Below are 21,051 nucleotides of genomic sequence, written 5' to 3' on the forward strand. Positions count from 1 at the left end.
GCAGGACTATGCATCCAAAAAATCCCAAATCATTCCGCTCCTAAAATTCAAGATTATTGTACTTCTATTTTTACCTCATAGCCTTCGTAGCTTCGAACATTAAAAACGGTTCCGTCTTGAAACAACAAATACTGTCCTTTCACGCCAATGAGTTGCCCTTGATAAAAAGGCGTTTTGTCTAAATTTAAGCTATTCACTTTTGATGGATAAGTTATAACCGGATAATGCATAGCAATAATTTCATTTTTTTCTAAACTAAAATAGTCTCGAACTTCATCGGGAAGCCAAGCTTGAACTTTGACTTTTTCTTGAATTAAATCGACCGTATCAAAAGTATTGGTCAACATTTTTCGCCAATTGGTTTTATCGGCAAAATGACTTTTTAGCGCTACCTCTGTAATTCCTGCCAAATATCTATTAGGAACTTCGACTAGTACTATCGCTTCTTCGGCACCTTGGTCAATCCAACGCGTAGGCATTTGGGTTTTACGCGTTACCCCAACTTTGACCTCGCTTGACAAAGCCAAATAAACGATATGAGGTTGTAATTGCACTTTTTCTTCGTAGGCCAAATCTCTGTCTTCTATTCCTAAATGTGCGGTACTTAATTCGGGTTTCATAATCCAATCGCCCACAGCTGGACTCGAATAAAAACAGTCGTAACAAAAGCCTTGTCGAAATATTTTCTTCTTCTTACCGCAATTCAAGCATTGATAGCCCACAAACTGTATGCTTATCTCTTTGTTTAACAACTGATTGATGTTAAGAAAACTGGATTCGAAAACCAAATAATATTGAATGGGATTTCCTATTTCGGTGGGCATTTTAGAGAGTACTCCTTCGTATATCATTTGGGATGGTGAATTTAGATTAAAATTATACCCAATTAACATGTTTTTGTCCTAGAATATTTAACAACATATGGACTATTTTTTATAAAAAACACTATTTTTGGGATTACCGCAAAGTTAGTATTTGAATCGATATGTTCCAATCTAAAAAACTTCGGTCTAATTTATAAAACACTATAACTTCATGCCTTTATCTATTATCAACTCCATCGCTTCTTGGTTTTTAAAACAACGTATTCATCAAATCGAATTGTTTATAAAATACCCGAATGAGGTTCAAGAAGAAGTATTGATGAATTTACTTCGGGCTTCTGAAAATACGCAGTTAGGAAAGCAATATGATTATGGCTCCATAAAATCGTATGCTGAATTTGCTTCTCGAATTCCGATTTCGAGTTATGAAGATTTAGAGCCTTTGATAGAGAAAACACGCCAAGGCGAACAAAATATACTTTGGGAAACTCCAATAAAATGGTTTGCCAAATCCAGCGGTACTACCAATGCCAAAAGCAAGTTTATACCCGTAAGTCCAGAAGCTTTGGAGGATTGTCATTACAAAGGTGGCAAAGATTTATTGTGTTTATACCTCAACAACAACGAGGATTCGGAGATGTTTTTAGGAAAAAGTCTTCGTCTGGGCGGGAGTTCACAAATCTATGAAAACAACAATACCTTCTTCGGGGACTTATCCGCAATTTTGATTGAAAACATGCCTATTTGGGCAGAATTTAGTAGTACTCCTAGCAATAAAGTTTCTTTGATGAGTGAATGGGAAACCAAAATGAGCGCCATTATCAAAGAAACCATCAACGAAAATGTTACAAGCTTTGCAGGGGTCCCTTCGTGGATGTTGGTGTTAATGAATAAAGTTTTGGAAGAAACAGGCAAATCAAATTTGATAGAATTATGGCCCAATCTAGAAGTCTACTTTCACGGCGGTGTGAGCTTTGATCCCTATCGCGAACAATACCATAAAATTTTACCCAAAAACGACTTCAAATTTTACGAAATATATAATGCCTCCGAAGGTTTTTTTGCCATACAAGACTTAAATTATTCGAGCGATTTGTTGTTGATGCTTGATTACGGTATTTTTTATGAATTTATCCCGATGGATACTTTCGGTACTCCCAACCAAAAAATAGTGCCTTTAGCAGAGGTTGAATTATTCAAAAATTATGCTATGGTTATCACTACTAATGGTGGATTATGGCGCTATTTGATTGGCGACACCGTTCGATTCACTTCATTAAGTCCATATCGTATTCGAGTTACCGGAAGAACAAAACATCATATCAATGTTTTTGGCGAAGAACTAATGGTCGAAAATACAGACCAAGCTTTGGCGAAAGCCTGCCAAGAGACACAATCTGAAATTGTAGATTATACTGTTGCCCCTATTTTTATGGAAGGCAAGCAAAAAGGAGCACACGAATGGATGATTGAGTTTAAAACACCGCCAAAAGACCTAACACTTTTTCATAAAATTTTAGACTCCACACTACAATCCTTAAATTCTGATTACGAAGCCAAACGCTACAATAATATGACACTAAATCCTTTGGTTATTAATGTGGCGAGAGAAAATCTGTTTTATGATTGGCTCAAACAACGAAATAAAGTGGGCGGTCAGAATAAAATTCCGCGTCTTTCCAACCAAAGAGAGTATTTGGAACAATTGAAGGAATTGCAATCTTAAACAAAAACACAAGCTATTTTCTACCTCTTTCTCCGACACACTAGTTTTTGTGTATCGGATACAGTTGCTATTGTTTTTTTTCAAAAAAAACATGCTGTATTGTAACAATTTAGAATGATTGTCGTCTTATGTGTAATCAATCATCAATCAAATCATTAATCAATATGAAAACCCGCAGTTCCTTCCACAAATTCAAAGCCCTTTTTTAGGCTGAATTATTCTTCCCTTTAATTTTTTTATGGCTATTCAAAATTTCTTTTTGAAGGGAATTGTTGTGACTGTATTTTTTCATCAAAATCAATTATATGAAAATAATTTTATCCTTTCTGAGTCTATTTTATATCTCAATTCCCTTTGCTCAGGATGTTAAACCCCAACAAGATTCTATCGGTAGCACAAAAAAAGCTGAAGAAGTAAAAGAAGTAACTGTTTTTGGTAACAAAAAGCAATTTCCAAAAGTGGAACAAGAAAATACCAATATCAATAATAAGGAGAAAGTAAAACAAGGAGGAGGAATTATAAAATAATTTTTGTTTTGATTTAGTAACAAAGCCCTGAGACTACCTCCTAATCTCAGGGCTTTACTATTTTAGCTTGGTGCTGATTTTCTATCTATTCTTCTTTAACTTCATCATAATTTACCATCCAATTCACGCCAAATTTATCAGTACACATTCCGAAATATGCTCCCCAAAAAGTATCGGTCATAGGCATCGTTATACTTCCGTTTGCGGATAAACCATTGAAAAACCTATCGGCTTCTTCACGGCTCACCGTATTGATAGACACTGACATGTTCTGCCCAAAAGTAACTGCACCCGAAGCACTATTACTATCGCTTCCCATTAAAACCGAATGAGCGCCTATAGGTAAAGAAATGTGCATAATTTTGTTACTGTCTTCCTCAGACAACGATGGATTTCCATCACCCGACGGCATATCACTAAATCTTCCTACATAAGGAAACTCTCCTCCAAAAACGGATTGATACAACAAAAAGGCTTCTTCACAATTGCCATTAAAAATTAAATAAGGATTGATTGCTGTCATATAATATGTTATTTAGTTTCTGAAAGTTGTTTTACAATGGCTAAACCTTTAGGAAAAGCATCTTCAAAATACTGCTGATATTGCGCTAAACAGTCCATCGTAGTTTCGAGCAAAACTCCATCGGGTGTCGTTGTTAATCGATAGGTTTCCATAGCCCCTGTCCATACTTGTGTTGCTTCATCTATTGGCATTTCTTGAAAATTTTTCAATTCTCCCAAATGCTTAAAGGCCATATACTCATATTCTTGTTTTGTTTGGATGAGACTATTCATTCCTTCGCCAGAAGGAGATAAAAAATGAATTTTACTTCCCTCTTTCCAATCACTAACAGCATAAGTGCCTTCACAAAAAGCTGACGTCCATTGTCTGTAAGTTGTGTCATCCCATAAAACATCCCAAATTTTTTCTTTTGGGGCTTGAATCAAAATTGAAAAATGTAATGTTTCCATTGTATCTTGTTTTACTTCAACCAATTGATATTATTAAAGTTACTGTTTTAAATTGACTCTCTTTTAAAAAAACACAACTTTTGCTTTGATTTTTTTACAATAGATAGTAATTTCGGCACCTCTCGGGATGTAGCGCAGCCTGGTAGCGTACTAGCATGGGGTGCTAGGGGTCGCTGGTTCGAATCCAGTCATCCCGACTTCTTTAAATCAAAAATCCCATTTACCAAGTGTAAATGGGATTTTGTTTTTTTTATAAAGCGACTATTCCTGCATCATATCGATGTGTCGGTCATGATAGCCTAATAAATACAAGACTCCATCCAATCCTAAACTCGAAATAGAAGTAGAAGCACTTTCTTTTACTTTTGGTTTAGCATGGAAAGCAATTCCTAGTCCAGCTAAATTCAGCATAGGTAAATCATTGGCGCCATCACCAACGGCAATGGTTTGGTTAATATGAATACCTTCTTTTTCAGCAATAGCCTTTAAGTATTCGGCTTTCTTTTGACCGTCTACGATTTCTCCCAAATAATTTCCCGTTAACTTACCATCTTTTATTTCTAATTGATTGGCATACACATAATCAATGCCCAGTTCTTTTTGCAAATATTCTCCAAAATAAGTAAACCCTCCTGATAGAATAGCTGTTTTATATCCATAATACTTCAAGGCCTTCATCAAGCGATGAGCCCCTTTGGTTATTGGAAGATTGATCGCTACATTTTGCAATACTTCTTCGCTCAAGCCTTCTAGAAGCGCCATACGTTTTTTGAAGCTTTCGCTAAAATCAATTTCTCCATTCATAGCCGACTCAGTAATCGCTCTTACTTCTTCCCCTACTCCTGCCAACTCAGCCAGTTCATCAATTACTTCGGTTTGGATTAATGTCGAGTCCATATCAAAACAAACCAAACGACGATTACGACGGTACATATTATCTTCTTGAAAAGAAATATCTACATTCAAATCACGAGATACATCCATAAAACTTGAGGTCATTGCGATTTTGTCCAACAAACTTCCTGTTACGGATAATTGAATACAAGAACGAGGATATTCTTCTTTTTCGACTACAGATGCTCTTCCTGTTAATCGTATAATTGAATCGATATTAAGTTTGTTGTTGGATAAAATTTGAGTCACGGCAGATAATTGAACCGCAGTTAATTTTTCTCCCAACACATTGATGATATAGCGCTGTTTGCGTTGGGCTTTCACCCAATTTTCATAATCCTCAATTGTTACCGGAGTAAACTTTACTTTGATACCCAATTCATAGGCTTTAAACAATAAATCTTTCAAAACTGGACCAGAATTTGAGCCTTTTTCAATTTCGAATAAAATACCTAAAGATAAAGTATCGTGTATATCGGCTTGACCTATATCCAAAATAGTGGCACCATAAGTCGCCAAAATAGAGGTTAAACCAGCGGTTACTCCTAATTTATCCTGCCCAGAAACTTTTAACAAAATTATTTCTTTATCTTCTATTGCCATTTTATGAACTATTTAATGAGTGCCAAAAATCGGGATTCTATTGATTAAAAAAAAGGACTTTGATGTTTTTATCGAAAGTGAAAATAATGTTTTAAACCATCTCATTTTATGAGTAAATTCGAAACAAATGACCTTATTTAAGGTCAAATCATTAACGAAGAAAGCTCAAAAACGAATGTTTTTGAGCTTTCTTTTGCTTTTATTGTAATAGAAATTACTTAAGAAGCAATCTCCAAACGTTTCAATAAGTTTTTATTTAAGGTTTCTTGAGCGTAATCTTTATCGATTGCTAATACTTTATCGTCTGAACTTGGTAATTCATACATAGCATCGGTCAAGACAGCTTCGCATAAAGAACGCAAACCACGTGCTCCTAATTTGTATTCTAATGCTTTATCCACAATAAAATCTAATGCTTCATCCGTAATACTAAACACCACGTCATCCATCAAGAATAACTTTTCATATTGTTTGATTAAAGCATTTTTAGGCTGCGTCAAAATTGCTCTCAAAGTAGCTCTATCCAAAGGGTCCATATGTGTTAAAACAGGTAAACGACCAATGATTTCAGGAATTAGACCAAAATCCTTAATATCTTTTGGAATAATGTACTGCAATAAATTGTCTTTGTCGATATTATCCTCATTTTTTGAAGTAGAATATCCAACCGCTTGACGATTCAAACGTTTAGAAATAATACGTTCAACACCGTCAAAAGCACCACCTGCAATAAACAAAATGTTTTGAGTATTTACTTCAACAAATTTTTGGTCAGGGTGCTTGCGTCCACCTTTTGGCGGTACATTCACCACGGTTCCTTCTAACAATTTCAATAAAGCTTGTTGCACTCCTTCGCCAGAAACGTCGCGAGTTATAGAAGGGTTATCGCTTTTACGAGCAATTTTATCTATTTCGTCAATAAATACAATACCACGCTCAGCTTTGGCTACATCATAATCTGCCGCTTGCAACAAACGAGTCAAGATACTTTCTACGTCTTCTCCAACATAACCTGCTTCTGTCAAAACAGTCGCATCGACAATCGCTAAAGGTACATCCAGCATTTTAGCAATACTTTTGGCTACCAATGTTTTTCCGGTACCTGTTTGCCCCACCATAATGATGTTGCTTTTTTCGATTTCTACATCGTCGTCTAATTGTTGTTGCATTAAACGCTTGTAGTGGTTATACACCGCTACCGACATCACTTTTTTGGTTTGCTCTTGGCCAATAACGTATTGATCCAAAAACGCTCTAATTTCTTTTGGTTTTTTCAAAATCAAATCGCCTACCAACTTAGAGTTGCCGTTTGATTTTAATTCTTCGAGAACAATTCCGTGTGCTTGCTCGATACATTTGTCACAAATATGTGCATCAATACCTGCAATCAATAAATTGGTCTCTGATTTTTTCCTTCCGCAGAAAGAACATTGTAACTGTTGTTTTGCCATCTTTTTTTAGTGGTCAGTGGTCAGTGTTTAGTTATCAGTATCGGTTTTACAATAAACTTGTTAGTATTATAAACACATAACTCATTCTTAAAACTGAATACTAAAAACCTGAACACTGAATACTAATTTAACTTCTTCTTAAAACTTCATCTATCATTCCGTATTCTTTGGCTTCATCAGAAATCATCCAATAATCGCGCTCGCTATCGGCATAAACTTTATCAAAAGGTTGCCCCGAATGGTGCGAAATAATTCTATACAATTCGTCTTTCAATTTCAACATCTCGCGTAAGTTGATTTCCATATCCGAAGCTACACCTTGCGCTCCTCCTGATGGTTGGTGAATCATTACACGTGAATGAGGCAAAGCAGAGCGTTTTCCTGCTGCACCAGCACATAACAAAACAGCTCCCATAGAAGCGGCCATACCTGTGCAAATAGTCGCTACATCAGGTTTGATGTATTGCATAGTATCATAAATTCCTAACCCTGCATACACACTCCCTCCAGGTGAGTTCAAGTAAATTTGAATATCTTTGGATGCATCGGCACTTTCTAAGAATAACAACTGTGCTTGTACAATATTCGCAATTTGATCATCTATACCTGTGCCTAAAAAAATGATTCTATCCATCATTAATCTCGAAAAAACATCCAATTGAGATACATTCAATTGACGTTCTTCAATAATGTATGGAGTCATATTTGTTGGATTCATTGCTGCAACGATTTTATCGTAATACATAGCATTTACTCCTTGGTGCTTTGTAGCAAATTTTTTAAATTCTTTACCGTAGTTCATTTTTTGAAAGTTTAAAAGTTCAACGTTTAAATGTTTAAGGTGTAATCTATAAATCCTTGCATTTAAACAAAAGAGCGTCAAAAAATATTCTTTTGACGCTCAAATATAACTATTTTTTATGGTTTCGGTTTTCTAATGAAATCATAAAGTTCTTATTTTCTTTTCAGAAATAAATCTTCTAATTTCTACTTTCAAACCTCAAACTTTAATTTATTCTCCGTAAGAAGCAGCGATAAACTCTTCGTAAGTAACTTCTTTAGTTGTTGGATTGGCTTTTTCTTTGAACAATTCCAATAATTTAGCAGCAACTACTTGATCAGAAAGTCTTCTTACTTCTTCTTGATTAGATAATACTCTAGCTACAATTCCTTGTACTTCCTCATCCGATGGATTTGTTTGTCCGAATTGCGCCATTTGTTGTTTGATTGCATTGGTAGTAAACGTTTTCAAATCCTCAAAAGTAATTTGAATGTTGCTTTGTGCCATCGCTTTTCCTTCAATCAATTGAAAACGCAATCCTTTTTCTGAACGTGCATATTCAACTTCAGCTTCAGCAGGAGTTAATTTTTTCTCTCCAACAGTTTGTAACCATTTTTTCAAGAATTCAGCTGGCAAATCAAATTTAGTGTTGTCAATCAAAAAGTTTTGAACATCAGCTAATAATTTTTGATCTGCTTGTTGAGCGAATTGTGCCTCAGCATCTTCTTTGATTTTTGCTTTCAACTCTTCTAAAGAAGCAACATTTCCTTCTCCGAATAATTTATCAAACAATTCTTGGTTCAATTCTGCAGGCTCAGAAGCATTGATTGCTTCGATAGTAAAATCTACATCAATGGCTAAGTCATGCACATTATCGTGTCCTACTTTTAGGTAGTCCATCAATTGGTGATCGTCTTCAAATAAACCTTTAGTGTTTACGGTTACAACATCACCAACTTTTTTACCGATAAATAAATCTTGAGTCGCTTTGTCTTTGAAAGTATCTAATGCAATTGTTGTTGGATTGTTGATTCCATTTGCTTCGCTAGAGAAGATTCCAGTTAAGTCACATCCTTCAGCAACCACTTCTTGAGGAATTGCTTTTCCGAATTGTTTTTGAATACGTGCTACTTGCCCATCAATTAATTTATCATCAGCAGTAACGATGTATTTTACGATGTCGTTTTTAGCTTCTAAATCCAATTCAAAGTTAGGCACTAAACCAATTTCGAACTCAAAAGTCAATTCTTCAGCATCCCAGTCTAAATTTTCATTTTCTATAGCCAATGGCGTTCCCAAAAGACTCAATCTTTCTGATTGGATATAACGCTCCAAAGCCAAATCAACTACTTTCTTAACTTCTTCTTTTTTAATTCCTTTGCCGTATTGTTTTGCAACTAAGTCTTTAGGTACTTGTCCTTTTCTAAATCCTTTTACTTGCGCTAAAGGCATTTTTTCATTGATTCTTTTGGCTACTTGACCTTTGTAATCCATGTGTACTACATTCATCACAATTGTTTCAGTCACAGCATCTATCGCTACTCTTTTGATATCCATCTTGTTCTTATTTTTACGTAATAAAATTGGGTGGCAAAATTATAAAATTTTCAGCACCCAAACAAGCTTTTTGTTTCCAAGCTTTCGGTTTGAAAAACAAGCGATTATTTACTTGATAATTGAGCTATTTTGAGTCTTGTTGTGATTCCCTGCAGAAGCTTAATAAAGCTTGCTTTCTAAAAAAATAGTGCCCCTATCCTAAAAAAATAATCACTTAATTATTGAAGTAAACCCTATTCCAAATGGCGTCATTAAAATTTTTTCCTTTCATAAAAAACGCATACATACCAACAGCAAAAACAGATTTAAACATAAATAAAAAAATAATTATTGGCGCCATTGCCACCGTTTTACTTAAATTGCTACCTGGAACAAAAGCACTAAAAAGTAAACTAAGTAAGGCTGTAAAAATCACAAAATTTAGTATGTTTTTAAAAGGAGACACCAACAACTTACGAACAGGATGCAAATCCTCTCCCCATTTATGAATCAAATAGTAATACCCGTTCCCCAAAGGTGCAAACAAAAGCGGATCATCATAGCTAAGCAACTGAAAAGTCTTGGTTGTCGCCATAATTTTAAATCCTTGTAAGGTAGTTTGGTGTAATTTTTCGAGTCTTCGAATCTCCGAAATAGCCTCAGCTGGGAGATTGTCCTTAAAAAAATGACTGTCTAAAAAACGTAAACGATACGCTATACAAATTGTTTTGATTTGGTCAAGATGAAAAATCTTATCGGTTTCGAGTAAATCGATTACAAATTCATTTTGGTTTGTTGAACTTTTCTCTCGAACGGAAGACTCAATCTTATTTCTTTCTTGAGTGTTCTGAGATAAAATTTGCTCTACTTGTAGTAATAAAGTGTCGACATCGATTACTTTTTGACGATTTTGCATCAACTTGTCTTGTACATTTGTCTTCTCTAGTAGCATGTTATTCTGTTTTTGACATTTATACTCTACTCGTTTTTATTTGAATTGAAGATAAAGCATTTGTCAAAAAGAAACAACTAGAATCCTGATTTTAAACTAGTTGAACGATAGTTAAAGTTAAGAAAACAAAAAAGTCTATTCTTTTTTTTAAAGTATTTATAAAAAATACTCCCTGCATCTCGGAAGGGATAAAATTTTAGGGCACTATTTTAAATTCGTTTTTCAACAGTCAAATCATCTCCCACCGATACCTCACCTATGTTTCCTCCAATCACATTTTGACCGAAAATAACATTATTCCCTTTCATGCGATAAGTTGCAAGCGTTTTTAGAGGCTCTTTGCCAGAAACGATACCTTTCTCATAATCAATTGTGGTCATTACACATCGCCCACAAGGTTTGACTCCATAGAAAAGTAAGTTCCCAATTCTAAATACACTCCAAGTATCTTCTTCGTATGGTTTGCCACCGGTAAACACAAAATTTGGACGAAATCGCCTCATCGTAATTGGGCTTTTTAAACGAATATTCAAATCGTCTAGAGAGGACTGTCCGATAATTAAAAATGGGTAGGCGTCTGAAAAAGAAGTAATATCATTGGGTGAGATTTCGAAGCCTTGTTCTACTTTTCGATGACTTTCATCAGGCATATAAACCAAGCGTGTTGAAAATCCTAATATTTGTGAAAACCAAGCAGAAATTGTCGTATCAACTTCGAAAGCTTGTATGGAATCCTCCCAAACAGTAACCGTAAAAAGTTCTTGTTGTTTTGGATAACTCAAAGGAATCTGAACGAACGTTGTTGCTTTTTGAAAACGGACAATCATAGTATCGCCCTCGAGGCTAGGTTGAAATAATGCTAAAATAGGATGCTCCCTTTGAGACAAAAAAGTCCCCTTTTCATCTACCAACAACCACCTGCGATCGTGTTCTAATCCTCGATCAGTAACCTGTGCTCGGGACAATAAAATTCCTCCTAATGATTTGATTGGATATATCCAAAGTTCTGAAAGTTGCAGCATGTATTTTTGATGATGATTTGAAATTTGTATTGACACTGTTTACAAAAAGGTAATTTGTAGCTCCCTAGCCCCGGCAGCAGCGGCATCCTTTGTTGTCTCGTTTTTTTTGACGAGACAACAAAGATATAGCGGATGACGGGACGATGTTGCCCAAAAAAGCTATTTGTTACTGCTCCTAATAAACTATAGAATAGATGATGTTGGTCGCTCCTATTTTTCTTTTATGAATAATTTGTAGGCTATAGATTGTGTAATGGAAAGCAATAAGCTAAAGATTAGTGCGGTCCAAAATGAATCGACTACAAATCCGCCAACGATTTTGGTACATAAAATAATTACCAAACCATTGATAATTAATAAAAACAATCCAAAGGTTACGATGGTAAAAGGAAGGGTTAAAACTACCATTATGGGTTTGATAAAAATATTGATTAACCCCAAGACAAAGGCCACAATTATTGAGGTAACAAAGCTTTCTACGTGTACACCTGTCATGAAATTTGAAATCAGTAACACTAATCCTGCGGTAATTAAAAGTCGTAAGAGTATATTCATTGTGTTTTTATTTTAAATTAAAAATAATAAAAAAGAAACTGTTTTTTAGTTACTTGTTAAAAAATCAATGCAGAATTGATAGAAAAGCGCTGGATTTTCGGCGTGCAGCCAATGCCCTGCATTTGGAATGGTTTGAAGTTGCATGTTGGGGAAATGATACTGAATCTCTTCTATATCTTCGTCCAAAATATAATTAGAATTTCCTCCGCGAATAAAAAGCGTGGGCATCACAGCTACTGCATTCTCGGGCAATGCTTTGCCAATTTGGTCGATTTTTTGATTGAAAACAGCTAAATTGAAGCGAAAGGCTAATTGACCGGGCTCTTGCCAATACAAACTTTTCAATAAAAATTGTCGCGTTCCAAAGTCAGGAATATGAGTAGCCAGAATAGCGTCTACCTCGTTTCGACTTGGTTTTATTGAAAAATCAACTGAATTTAGGCCTCTAAGAATATCTTGATGATGTGGCGCGTAAAATTTAGGACCAATATCTGCAACTATTAGCTTACGAATCAATTCTGGATAAGTCGTAGCCAAAAGCATTGCCACTTTACCTCCCATAGAATGACCAATGATATCGATGTTTGTTAAATTATTAGCTTTACAATAGTCATACACATCCTGCACCATTACCTCATAACTAAAATCTTCTGAGTGAAAACTGCGTCCGTGATTTCGCAAATCCAAAAGATGTACTTGATACCCTTGCTCTACAAACTGAGTTCCTAATGTTTTCCAATTGTCGGACATTCCAAGAAAGCCGTGCATAATAACTAAAGGCTGACCTGAACCTTCTATTTTTGAGTATAGCATATAGACTTTGTTTACTTCAACTTTTGCAAATACATATTAACGACATTATCTAATCCTAGATAAATTGCCTCAGAAATTAGCGCGTGTCCAATAGACACCTCTAACAAACCAGGAATATTTTGTTTAAAAAACTGAATGTTATCCAAGCTTAAATCATGTCCAGCATTGATTCCGAGACCTAATTCATTAGCCAATTCTGCGGATTTTATATAAGGTTCAATTCTTTTTTCATTACCCAAACTATATTGATGCGCAAAAGCTTCGGTATACAATTCTATTCTGTCTGTTCCTGTTTTTTTAGCTCCTTCCACCATAGCTTCGATGGGGTCTACAAAAATAGAAGTTCGAATACCATTGCGTTGAAATTCTTGAATCACCTCTGTTAAATAAGATTCATTGACAATGGTATCCCAGCCAGCAGAAGAAGTAATGGCTCCAATCGCATCTGGAACCAAAGTTACTTGTGTAGGCTTGCATTCTAATACCAAATCGATAAAGTTATGCTGAGGATTTCCTTCTATATTATATTCTGTATACACAATTGATTTCAAATCTCGAGCATCCTGATATCGAATATGACGTTCGTCAGGACGAGGATGAATGGTTATCCCTTGGCCTCCAAACTTTTGAATATCGGTGGCTACTTGTAACAAATTAGGAACGTTACCGCCTCTAGCATTACGCAAAGTAGCTATTTTGTTGATGTTTACACTTAATTTTGTCATGTTTGCTTAAATTAGTAATACAAATACATTATTGCGGAAACAAAAATACAAAGTAAAACCTAGGACTTTTTGCCTTTTTTTGATTATTTTGCATGAAATATTTCGGAACAAACGATGACAGAAATTTTAAATTACATCACCAACGATTATAAAGCTATTGACAGTCAAGAAACCATCGCGGCTGTTCAAGACCGTTTATATGAAATCCCTTTTTCACATTTCCCTGTTGTAGAGGAAGGCGTTTACATTGGATGTATCAATAAAGACGATCTAGAAACTTTTGACGGTGACAAAAAAATAGCAGATTATCGTTTTACGCTAGAGCCTTTTTTTGCAAGAACACAAATGATATGGCTAGATGTTTTGGAAGTTTTTGCTAAAAACCACACTAACTTGGTTCCCGTTTTAGATGAAAACCACACATATAAAGGATATTATGAAATAGAAGACATTATCAAGTTTTTTCATGAGACTCCTTTTTTGAAAGAACAAGGCGGTATACTAGTGGTTCAAAAAGGAATTTTAGATTACTCCATGAGTCAAATTGCACAAATCGTAGAAAGCAATAATGGCAAACTTTTAGGTCTTTTTGTTTCGGAAGCCAATGCAGAATCTGTTCAAGTTACCATTAAAATAAGTTTAGGAGCGATGAATAACATCATACAAACTTTTCGTCGCTACAATTACGAAATCATTTCTGAACATCAAGAAGACAACTACATCAATAATTTAAAAGAACGATCCGATTATTTGGACAAATACCTTAATATATAGTTGTACGAAGTTAGAAAATTACAATCCTTTTTCTAACCACATACATTTTATCGAAAAACCACAAAACACATGAAAGTAGCCCTATACGGACAATATTATTTAGTGAGTACAGAACCCATTATTAAAGATATTTTTGTTTTTTTTAATGAAAATAATGTCGAAATGGTGATTGAAGCTACTTTTCTTGAAATGTTATACGAAAAGAAAATCGTTCGAAAAGAATACAACACCTTTAACTCATACACCGAACTCGACAGTAGTTTCGATATGCTTATAAGTATAGGTGGTGACGGTACGATGCTTAGAGCCGTAACACTAGTTCGGAATTCAGGCATCCCTCTTTTAGGAATTAATGCTGGTCGATTGGGTTTTTTGGCTAATGTCCAAAAAGAAAACATAGCAGCTTTCATGCAATTGGTTTTAGACAAAAAGTATACTTTATCCAAAAGAACATTACTTAGCCTTTCTTGTACACCAGAAAACGAAACCATCCTTGAGTTAGACTTTGCGCTAAATGAAGTAACCGTAAGTCGAAAAGATTCTACCTCAATGATAACTATTGAAACCTATTTGAATGGTGAATTTTTAAATTCTTATTGGGCAGACGGTCTTATTATTGCAACTCCTACAGGAACCACAGGTTATTCTTTGAGTTGTGGAGGCCCCATTTTAACGCCAGATGTAAAAAGCCTTGTGATTACTCCAATTGCTCCACATAACCTTAACGCAAGACCACTTGTTATTTCAGATGACACCGAAATTGTTCTAAGGGTAACAGGACGTGAGGATCAATATTTAGTATCATTAGACTCAAGAATTACCTCCATACAAAACGAATCGGTCTTGACCATAAAAAAAACACCGTTTCAAATTAATATGATCGAAATACAAGATGAAACCTTCTTAAAAACACTTCGAAATAAACTACTTTGGGGAGAGGATCGAAGAAACTAAGTTTTATTTAAAACCTACTTATACGATACCAACAGAATTTGGCGTTTTGACTATTCAAGAACAGTAGCCTTACAAAAACTTGTTTATTTCTCAAAAAAGTAGACATTTGTGCTATTGAGCATTGATTAGTATTGAATATTATTATATTTGCACGCAATTTTATAAGTATGAACAAATTCTTTTATTTGCTTTTAATAGCTTTTTCTTACGGAGTCTCTTATTCTCAAATACACGAGATTGGAGTTCTTGCCGGAGGAAGCAATTATATTGGAGATGTTGGCCCCACTACTTACATCGCTCCCAATAAATTAGCATTTGGTATTTTATACAAATGGAATAAAAGCCCGAGACATGCTTACCGGTTTTCTTACACACAATCGATGCTGCAATCGAATGATTTAGACTCTAAAGAAGGAAGCCGAAATCAACGTGGATACTCCTTTAAAAATAATATCAAAGAATTATCTGCCGGATTAGAATTCAACTTTTTTGATTTTAATCTACATGAATCCAAATTAAAGGTAACACCTTATGTTTTCTCAGGAATTAATTATTTTTTTCATGATGAACTTTATATTAATACTGCTGGAGATACTTTTAAAGAAAAAACAGGAAGTTCGATTGCAATTCCAATGATTGTTGGCGTAAAATCGAATCTATCCCGTAACTTTATCATCGGATTAGAAGTGGGTGCAAGATATACATTTACAGATAATCTAGATGGAAGTCATCCTGAAAGTGCTACTTTACAGCAATTCAGATTTGGAAATATCAATAACACAGATTGGTATGTTTTTTCGGGTATAACATTAACCTATACTTTTGGTGAAAAACCATGCTATTGCGCATACTAATATGGATTTACTACAACAAATAGATACAGAACGATTGCCCAAACACTTAGCTATCATTATGGATGGCAATGGACGTTGGGCAAAAAAACAAGGTCTTCTTAGAGCCTTCGGTCACGAAAGCGGCACCAAATCAGTCAAAAAAATCATCCAAGCTAGTGCTGAATTAGGTATTAAAAACCTAACACTTTATGCCTTCTCCACCGAAAACTGGAACAGACCTAAGTTAGAGGTAGATACTTTAATGAAAGTATTAATTAATGCATTAAAAAAAGAAGTTGATACCCTACAAAATAACAACATCAAACTGAATGCTATTGGCAATCTAGAGTTGTTACCAAAGACAGCTCAGAACCAACTTTTGGAAGTAATTAACCTTACCAAAAAGAATACATTAATGACATTAACTCTAGCCCTAAGCTACGGATCTAGAGAAGAATTAACAAATGCAGTAAGAATAATTAGCGAGAAAGTTAAAAATAATATAATTTCAATTGACGCTATTGACGATTCAATTATAAATGAGCATCTTTACACGCATAATTTACCGGATGTAGACTTAGTAATACGTACCAGCGGAGAACACAGAATAAGCAATTTCCTGCTTTGGCAAATCGCTTATGCTGAATTGTACTTTACCAATGTGTTATGGCCGGATTTTAAAGAACAAGATTTATATGAGGCTATCCTTAGTTATCAAAAGAGAGAACGTAGATTTGGAAAAACAAGTGAACAAATTAAATAAAATTTTAGTGTTGCAAAAAAGTATAAAAATAGCCCTTACCTTAATCCTTTTTGGAAGTTTTTCACAAATAAAAGCGCAAGACCGTGTCCCTTTTGATCAAGGAAAAAAATACATTCTCGCCAATGTTGACGTAACAGGAAAAATAAGTTTTAACAAACAAACAGTAGTAACTTTTTCTGGACTAGAAAAAGGACAACAAATAACTGTACCCGGAGAGGAAATTAGTAGCGCTATCAAAAAATTAGGCAAACTCGGGTTATTTGATGAGATTGCATTTTATGTAAATAAAATTGAAAACGACAGTATATTTTTGGAATTAAACATCCAAGAATTACCCAAATTAAAAGAGGTAAAATTTGTTGGTGTAAAGAAAAACAAAACAGAGGCACTCATCAAAGATAACAACTTGACAAAAGGCAAAATTGTCAATGAAAATTTGATTACAACAACCAAAAATTACATTGAAAACAAATACAAAAAAGACGGATTTTACAACACCAAAGTAGTGATTGTAAACACTCCTGCTGACTCTGCCACTAGCAACCAAGTCAATATGTTAATCAATGTTGACACAGGAACAAAAATAAAAATATCAAGCATTGATTTTATCGGAAACGAAAAATTGTCCGATAAAACCCTGAGAGCTGCAATGAAAGAAACGAAACAGAAAAAAGTAACTCGTATCTTCAAAAAATCTAAATTTATTAAAGCAAAATACAAAGAAGATTTAGAAAAAGTAATTGCCGCATATAAGGAAAAAGGATACAGAGATGCCAGAATTGTATCGGACTCAGTGACTTTCGACAAAGAGCAAAACACCATTAAGATAAAAGTGAATGTTGAAGAAGGGAACAAATATTACTTTGGAAACATTAAATTCCTAGGAAATACCGTTTACTCAGACCAAGGACTTTCTCAAGTATTAGGGATTAAAAAAGGGGAAACTTATAATGGAGTACTTCTTGAAAAACGTATTGCCGATAAAACTAAACCAGACAGTGAGGATATTACCAATTTATACCAAAACAGCGGTTATTTGTTCTCCAACGTTAATGCGGTAGAGGTAAAAACCGTTAATGACACCATCGATTTTGAAATTCGAATCACCGAAGGTCCAATTGCCTATTTTAACAAAATTTCGGTAGTTGGAAATGACAAAACAAATGACCGTGTTATTTATCGCGAATTAAGAACAAAACCCGGCGAAAAATATAGTAAAGAAGAATTGGTTCGTACCATACGTGAGATAGGACAATTAGGCTTTTTTGATCCTGAGGCTATTGATCCTAAATTCAAGAATGTAGATGCTGGAGCAGGGACTGTAGACATTGAATACCATTTGGTAGAAAAAGGAGCGAGCCAAATTGAATTACAAGGAGGTTATGGAGGCGGAGGTTTTATAGGAACCTTGGGACTTTCATTCAACAATTTCTCAGCAAGAAACATGTTCAACAAAGAAGCCTACAAACCACTACCAATGGGTGATGGTCAAAAAGTATCTCTTCGTTTGCAAGCAAGTACTTTTTTCCAAACTTACAGTGTGTCATTCTCTGAGCCTTGGTTTGGAGGGAAAAAACCGGTTTCCTTTAGTTCTTCTTTATCCTATAGTAAACAATTTTTACAAAGTTTCTCAACAGGAAGTGCTAGAGTTGATAGAAGCAAAAGTTTCAACATCCTATCACTATCTGTTGGAATTTCTAAACGTTTGAGCGAACCAGACGATTTCACCTATTTGTCCAATGCCATTAGCTTTCAAAGTTATGACTTGAATAATTATTTCACAGGACTATTTAGCTTCGGTAATGGTTATTCAAACAACTTAGCTTATACGATTGGAATCACACATACCAACAAAGGTTTTAACCCTATTTTCCCAACCTATGGATCGGAATTTAGTTTGTCTGCTAAGTTTACACCTCCTTATTCTCTATTTAACGGAATAGATTATAAAAATTTAGGAGAATTAAAAGAAAACAAATACATATATGACGGAAGCATTGGAGATTCATACGTAGGAAACAACGGAATAGTAGTAAACAAAGGCGACTATGTCGAGGCCATACCAACAACTACGACTCGTCCGAATAGTGTAACTGATTACAAAGACGCTGTTGCCGATCCAGCCAAAGTAGACCAACAAAAATTCAATTGGTTAGAATACTACAAAATAAAATTCAAAGCTGATTGGTATACTAAACTATATGGTAAATTCGTTTTAAGAACTTTGGGCGAATTTGGTTTTATGGGAGCTTACAATCAAGATAGAGGATTAGTACCTTTTGAGCGTTTTTTCTTGGGTGGTGATGGTATGCAAAACTTTGCTATGGACGGAAGAGAAACAATTCAGTTGAGAGGTTATCCAAACAATTCATTAACTCCTCTAGTAAATGGTTCTCAAGATGGAGCAACAGTGTACAATAAATTTTCTATGGAATTACGTTATCCTATAACGTTGAAAGCATCCGCTTCTATTTACGCCTTGGCCTTTTTGGAAGCAGGATCATCTTATGTAAATTTCAAAAATTATAACCCTTTCGCATTGAGTCGTTCGGCCGGTTTTGGTTTACGTGTTTTCATGCCTGCCTTTGGTTTATTAGGAATCGATTTTGGTCACGGATTTGACCCAATCCCTGGACAAACCAAAGCCAATGGTTGGGAAACCCACTTCATCATTGGTCAGCAATTCTAGAATTATTGAAACTAACCATATTCAACACTATAAAGTTATGAGAAAACATATTTTATTTATATTTTTATCCCTTTTTGTAGTTGCAATTGGTTATACTCAATCCAAAGGCCCAAAAATTGGTTACATCGATATGGAGTATATTTTACAAAATGTAAATGGCTATGTTGAAGCAACCAATCAATTAGAAATTAAAGCTCAAACTTGGAAACAAGAAATTGAGGTTAAAAAAAATGAAATAAAAAAATTAAAAGACGCTCTTACCATTGAAAAAGCTTTGCTTACTCGAGAACTAATTGAGGAAAGAGAAACTGAGATTAAATTTCTTGATGCTGAATTGCTTGAACTTCAACAAAAACGTTTTGGAGCCAATGGAGATTATATCGTTCAAAAAAGTTCATTATCAAAACCAGTACAGGATCAAGTTTTTACGGTTGTTCAAGACATTGCAGAACGCTTAAAATTTGATTTTATTTTTGATAAAGCCTCGGATATGACAATGCTTTTTGCTGCAAAAAGATTCGATATTAGCGATCAAGTATTGCGTAAATTAAACAATACAGACAAGCGAGAACAACTCAGCAAAAAACAACTAGAAGCCGAACAAATTAAAGAAAAAATCCAAGAAGCTTTAGATGAAAATCCAGAGTTAAATGAACGACAATTGCAATTAGAAGCTAAAAAAGCTGCAAAAGAAAAAGCATTAGCTGAACGTATTCAATTACAAGAACAGAAAAGAAAAGAATTCGAAGAGAATAGACGTAAGTTAAAAGAAGAAAGAGAAGCTAAAAAAAATGGCACAGTTTCTGCTCCCACTGAAAAAGTAGCTACTGATAAAGCCAATACCGAAAAAACAGCAACAGCAAAAGATGGTGCTACAACAACAAAGACTGACGCCGAAATTGAAAGAGAAAAAATTGCTGCCGAAAGAGCTAAATCAGCTGAAGCCAAAAAACAAGAAATAGCCGATCGTAAAAAAGCATTAGAAGAAAAAAGAAAAAAAATATTAGAAGAAAGAGAAGCACAGAGAAAAGCTAAAGAAGAAGAATTAAAACAAAAAACAAACGGAAATTAATTACTAAATTTTTTAAAACAATGAAACAAATCAAAACTTTATTAATTGCAGCAATGGTAGTATTGGGAGCAAATACAATGAATGCTCAGGCAAAGGTTGCACATGTAAATGTTGCTGAAATTATGACTAAAATGCCAGCTATGCTAGATGCTCAAAAACAACTTGAAAAATTAAGCACTACTTATGATGCCGAATATAAAAAAATGGTAACTGAGTATCAAGATTTATTAAAAAAATACGAAGCTGAAGCAAAAACAGTTACTGATGCCGTGAACGAAACTCGTGGTAAAGAAGTACAAGACATGCAACAACGTATTGTAGCTTACAGAGATAATGCTCAAAAAGAATTACAACAAAAAGAATCTGATATTACTAAGCCATTATACGAAAAAGTAAGAACATCTATCCAAAAAATTGGTAAGGCAAAAGGAATGCAATACATCTTGGATGCTGCTTCACTTTTATTAGCTGACGGTCCAGACTTGACTGCAGATGTAAAAAAAGATTTAGGATTCTAAGAAACAACTACCTATACTTTAACTGCTCCTTTCTTTTGAATGGAGCAGTTTTTTTTTGAACAATTTA

Annotated in this window: 21 protein-coding genes and 1 tRNA gene; 10 read left to right on the top strand and 12 right to left on the bottom strand. The window is 34.7% G+C overall.

Going from position 1 to position 21,051, the window contains the following annotated elements; genetic code table 11:
* Positions 1-53: 53 nt before the first annotated feature.
* On the bottom strand, positions 54-851 hold the full coding sequence (locus ACZ1AQ_RS00895) for a DUF2797 domain-containing protein (RefSeq protein ID WP_489631083.1): 798 nt from the start codon (positions 849-851) through the stop codon (positions 54-56).
* Positions 852-1,035: 184 nt separating this feature from the next.
* Between ACZ1AQ_RS00895 and ACZ1AQ_RS00900 the strand changes: the two genes are divergently transcribed.
* A complete protein-coding gene (locus ACZ1AQ_RS00900) occupies positions 1,036-2,550 on the top strand; it encodes a GH3 auxin-responsive promoter family protein (RefSeq protein WP_489631084.1) in 1,515 nt (504 codons plus the stop codon).
* A 305-nt stretch (positions 2,551-2,855) separates the two neighbouring features.
* Positions 2,856-3,077: a hypothetical protein gene (locus ACZ1AQ_RS00905; RefSeq protein ID WP_489631085.1), complete on the top strand. Its 222-nt coding sequence runs from the start codon at positions 2,856-2,858 to the stop codon at positions 3,075-3,077.
* Positions 3,078-3,162: 85 nt separating this feature from the next.
* Here ACZ1AQ_RS00905 and ACZ1AQ_RS00910 read toward each other — a convergent pair whose 3' ends face one another.
* Both ACZ1AQ_RS00910 and ACZ1AQ_RS00915 read right to left on the bottom strand, forming a co-directional pair.
* Positions 3,163-3,600 (bottom strand): VOC family protein, encoded by a 438-nt coding sequence (locus tag ACZ1AQ_RS00910; protein ID WP_489631086.1) that lies wholly within the window; start codon positions 3,598-3,600, stop codon positions 3,163-3,165.
* 8 nt (positions 3,601-3,608) lie between these two features.
* The gene (locus tag ACZ1AQ_RS00915; RefSeq protein ID WP_489631087.1) at positions 3,609-4,049 is read right to left on the bottom strand and encodes an SRPBCC domain-containing protein; all 441 of its coding nucleotides are present in this window, start codon (positions 4,047-4,049) and stop codon (positions 3,609-3,611) included.
* A gap of 123 nt (positions 4,050-4,172) precedes the next feature.
* On the opposite strand from ACZ1AQ_RS00915, the gene ACZ1AQ_RS00920 reads away from it, so the two are divergent.
* Positions 4,173-4,246 (top strand) — tRNA-Pro (locus ACZ1AQ_RS00920).
* Positions 4,247-4,310: 64 nt separating this feature from the next.
* On the opposite strand, the gene serB is transcribed toward ACZ1AQ_RS00920, so the two are convergent.
* The 9 genes from serB to ACZ1AQ_RS00965 all read right to left on the bottom strand — a co-directional run bounded on the left by serB (position 4,311) and on the right by ACZ1AQ_RS00965 (position 13,381).
* Entirely contained in the window at positions 4,311-5,546 is a 1,236-nt protein-coding gene (gene serB / locus ACZ1AQ_RS00925) for a phosphoserine phosphatase SerB (RefSeq protein WP_489631088.1), read from the bottom strand.
* A 218-nt stretch (positions 5,547-5,764) separates the two neighbouring features.
* The gene (gene clpX, locus ACZ1AQ_RS00930) at positions 5,765-6,997 is read right to left on the bottom strand and encodes an ATP-dependent Clp protease ATP-binding subunit ClpX (RefSeq protein ID WP_159690330.1); all 1,233 of its coding nucleotides are present in this window, start codon (positions 6,995-6,997) and stop codon (positions 5,765-5,767) included.
* A 127-nt stretch (positions 6,998-7,124) separates the two neighbouring features.
* Entirely contained in the window at positions 7,125-7,799 is a 675-nt protein-coding gene (gene clpP / locus ACZ1AQ_RS00935) for an ATP-dependent Clp endopeptidase proteolytic subunit ClpP (RefSeq protein WP_489631089.1), read from the bottom strand.
* 210 nt (positions 7,800-8,009) lie between these two features.
* Complete coding sequence (locus ACZ1AQ_RS00940; protein ID WP_489631090.1) at positions 8,010-9,335, bottom strand: trigger factor; 1,326 nt, start codon at positions 9,333-9,335, stop codon at positions 8,010-8,012.
* A gap of 214 nt (positions 9,336-9,549) precedes the next feature.
* Positions 9,550-10,266, bottom strand: a complete 717-nt coding sequence (locus tag ACZ1AQ_RS00945; protein ID WP_489631091.1) for a hypothetical protein — start codon at positions 10,264-10,266, stop codon at positions 9,550-9,552.
* A gap of 209 nt (positions 10,267-10,475) precedes the next feature.
* The gene (locus tag ACZ1AQ_RS00950) at positions 10,476-11,324 is read right to left on the bottom strand and encodes an MOSC domain-containing protein (RefSeq protein WP_489631092.1); all 849 of its coding nucleotides are present in this window, start codon (positions 11,322-11,324) and stop codon (positions 10,476-10,478) included.
* A gap of 174 nt (positions 11,325-11,498) precedes the next feature.
* Positions 11,499-11,843 (bottom strand): phage holin family protein, encoded by a 345-nt coding sequence (locus ACZ1AQ_RS00955; RefSeq protein ID WP_489631093.1) that lies wholly within the window; start codon positions 11,841-11,843, stop codon positions 11,499-11,501.
* Between the two features lie 45 nt (positions 11,844-11,888).
* The gene (locus tag ACZ1AQ_RS00960; RefSeq protein ID WP_489631094.1) at positions 11,889-12,656 is read right to left on the bottom strand and encodes an alpha/beta fold hydrolase; all 768 of its coding nucleotides are present in this window, start codon (positions 12,654-12,656) and stop codon (positions 11,889-11,891) included.
* A gap of 11 nt (positions 12,657-12,667) precedes the next feature.
* Positions 12,668-13,381, bottom strand: coding sequence for a pyridoxine 5'-phosphate synthase (locus ACZ1AQ_RS00965; protein WP_489631095.1), 714 nt, complete (start codon positions 13,379-13,381; stop codon positions 12,668-12,670).
* Between the two features lie 114 nt (positions 13,382-13,495).
* On the opposite strand from ACZ1AQ_RS00965, the gene ACZ1AQ_RS00970 reads away from it, so the two are divergent.
* From ACZ1AQ_RS00970 to ACZ1AQ_RS01000, 7 genes are all read left to right on the top strand, one after another.
* Complete coding sequence (locus ACZ1AQ_RS00970; RefSeq protein WP_489631096.1) at positions 13,496-14,155, top strand: CBS domain-containing protein; 660 nt, start codon at positions 13,496-13,498, stop codon at positions 14,153-14,155.
* A gap of 69 nt (positions 14,156-14,224) precedes the next feature.
* Positions 14,225-15,109 (top strand): NAD kinase, encoded by an 885-nt coding sequence (locus ACZ1AQ_RS00975; RefSeq protein ID WP_489631097.1) that lies wholly within the window; start codon positions 14,225-14,227, stop codon positions 15,107-15,109.
* 167 nt (positions 15,110-15,276) lie between these two features.
* Positions 15,277-15,963, top strand: coding sequence for a type IX secretion system protein PorG (porG, locus tag ACZ1AQ_RS00980; protein ID WP_489631098.1), 687 nt, complete (start codon positions 15,277-15,279; stop codon positions 15,961-15,963).
* Between the two features lies 1 nt (position 15,964).
* Positions 15,965-16,705 (top strand): undecaprenyl pyrophosphate synthase, encoded by a 741-nt coding sequence (uppS, locus tag ACZ1AQ_RS00985; RefSeq protein ID WP_489631352.1) that lies wholly within the window; start codon positions 15,965-15,967, stop codon positions 16,703-16,705.
* Positions 16,638-19,394 (top strand): BamA/OMP85 family outer membrane protein, encoded by a 2,757-nt coding sequence (locus ACZ1AQ_RS00990; protein WP_489631099.1) that lies wholly within the window; start codon positions 16,638-16,640, stop codon positions 19,392-19,394. Before uppS ends, ACZ1AQ_RS00990 begins: the two co-directional genes overlap by 68 nt.
* A gap of 37 nt (positions 19,395-19,431) precedes the next feature.
* Complete coding sequence (locus tag ACZ1AQ_RS00995) at positions 19,432-20,466, top strand: OmpH/Skp family outer membrane protein (RefSeq protein WP_489631100.1); 1,035 nt, start codon at positions 19,432-19,434, stop codon at positions 20,464-20,466.
* Positions 20,467-20,486: 20 nt separating this feature from the next.
* Positions 20,487-20,984 (top strand): OmpH/Skp family outer membrane protein, encoded by a 498-nt coding sequence (locus ACZ1AQ_RS01000; protein ID WP_489631101.1) that lies wholly within the window; start codon positions 20,487-20,489, stop codon positions 20,982-20,984.
* Positions 20,985-21,051 lie beyond the last annotated feature (67 nt).

It is taken from the genome of Flavobacterium sp. UM26 (assembly GCF_057922445.1).

Coding starts and splice junctions, on each gene's coding strand:
- ACZ1AQ_RS00895 (WP_489631083.1), bottom strand. CDS start 851: ATGATATACGAAGGAGTACTCTCTAAAATGCCCACCGAAATAGGAAAT.
- ACZ1AQ_RS00900 (WP_489631084.1), top strand. CDS start 1,036: ATGCCTTTATCTATTATCAACTCCATCGCTTCTTGGTTTTTAAAACAA.
- ACZ1AQ_RS00905 (WP_489631085.1), top strand. CDS start 2,856: ATGAAAATAATTTTATCCTTTCTGAGTCTATTTTATATCTCAATTCCC.
- ACZ1AQ_RS00910 (WP_489631086.1), bottom strand. CDS start 3,600: ATGACAGCAATCAATCCTTATTTAATTTTTAATGGCAATTGTGAAGAA.
- ACZ1AQ_RS00915 (WP_489631087.1), bottom strand. CDS start 4,049: ATGGAAACATTACATTTTTCAATTTTGATTCAAGCCCCAAAAGAAAAA.
- serB (WP_489631088.1), bottom strand. CDS start 5,546: ATGGCAATAGAAGATAAAGAAATAATTTTGTTAAAAGTTTCTGGGCAG.
- clpX (WP_159690330.1), bottom strand. CDS start 6,997: ATGGCAAAACAACAGTTACAATGTTCTTTCTGCGGAAGGAAAAAATCA.
- clpP (WP_489631089.1), bottom strand. CDS start 7,799: ATGAACTACGGTAAAGAATTTAAAAAATTTGCTACAAAGCACCAAGGA.
- ACZ1AQ_RS00940 (WP_489631090.1), bottom strand. CDS start 9,335: ATGGATATCAAAAGAGTAGCGATAGATGCTGTGACTGAAACAATTGTG.
- ACZ1AQ_RS00945 (WP_489631091.1), bottom strand. CDS start 10,266: ATGCTACTAGAGAAGACAAATGTACAAGACAAGTTGATGCAAAATCGT.
- ACZ1AQ_RS00955 (WP_489631093.1), bottom strand. CDS start 11,843: ATGAATATACTCTTACGACTTTTAATTACCGCAGGATTAGTGTTACTG.
- ACZ1AQ_RS00960 (WP_489631094.1), bottom strand. CDS start 12,656: ATGCTATACTCAAAAATAGAAGGTTCAGGTCAGCCTTTAGTTATTATG.
- ACZ1AQ_RS00965 (WP_489631095.1), bottom strand. CDS start 13,381: ATGACAAAATTAAGTGTAAACATCAACAAAATAGCTACTTTGCGTAAT.
- ACZ1AQ_RS00970 (WP_489631096.1), top strand. CDS start 13,496: ATGACAGAAATTTTAAATTACATCACCAACGATTATAAAGCTATTGAC.
- ACZ1AQ_RS00975 (WP_489631097.1), top strand. CDS start 14,225: ATGAAAGTAGCCCTATACGGACAATATTATTTAGTGAGTACAGAACCC.
- porG (WP_489631098.1), top strand. CDS start 15,277: ATGAACAAATTCTTTTATTTGCTTTTAATAGCTTTTTCTTACGGAGTC.
- uppS (WP_489631352.1), top strand. CDS start 15,965: ATGGATTTACTACAACAAATAGATACAGAACGATTGCCCAAACACTTA.
- ACZ1AQ_RS00990 (WP_489631099.1), top strand. CDS start 16,638: ATGAGGCTATCCTTAGTTATCAAAAGAGAGAACGTAGATTTGGAAAAA.
- ACZ1AQ_RS00995 (WP_489631100.1), top strand. CDS start 19,432: ATGAGAAAACATATTTTATTTATATTTTTATCCCTTTTTGTAGTTGCA.
- ACZ1AQ_RS01000 (WP_489631101.1), top strand. CDS start 20,487: ATGAAACAAATCAAAACTTTATTAATTGCAGCAATGGTAGTATTGGGA.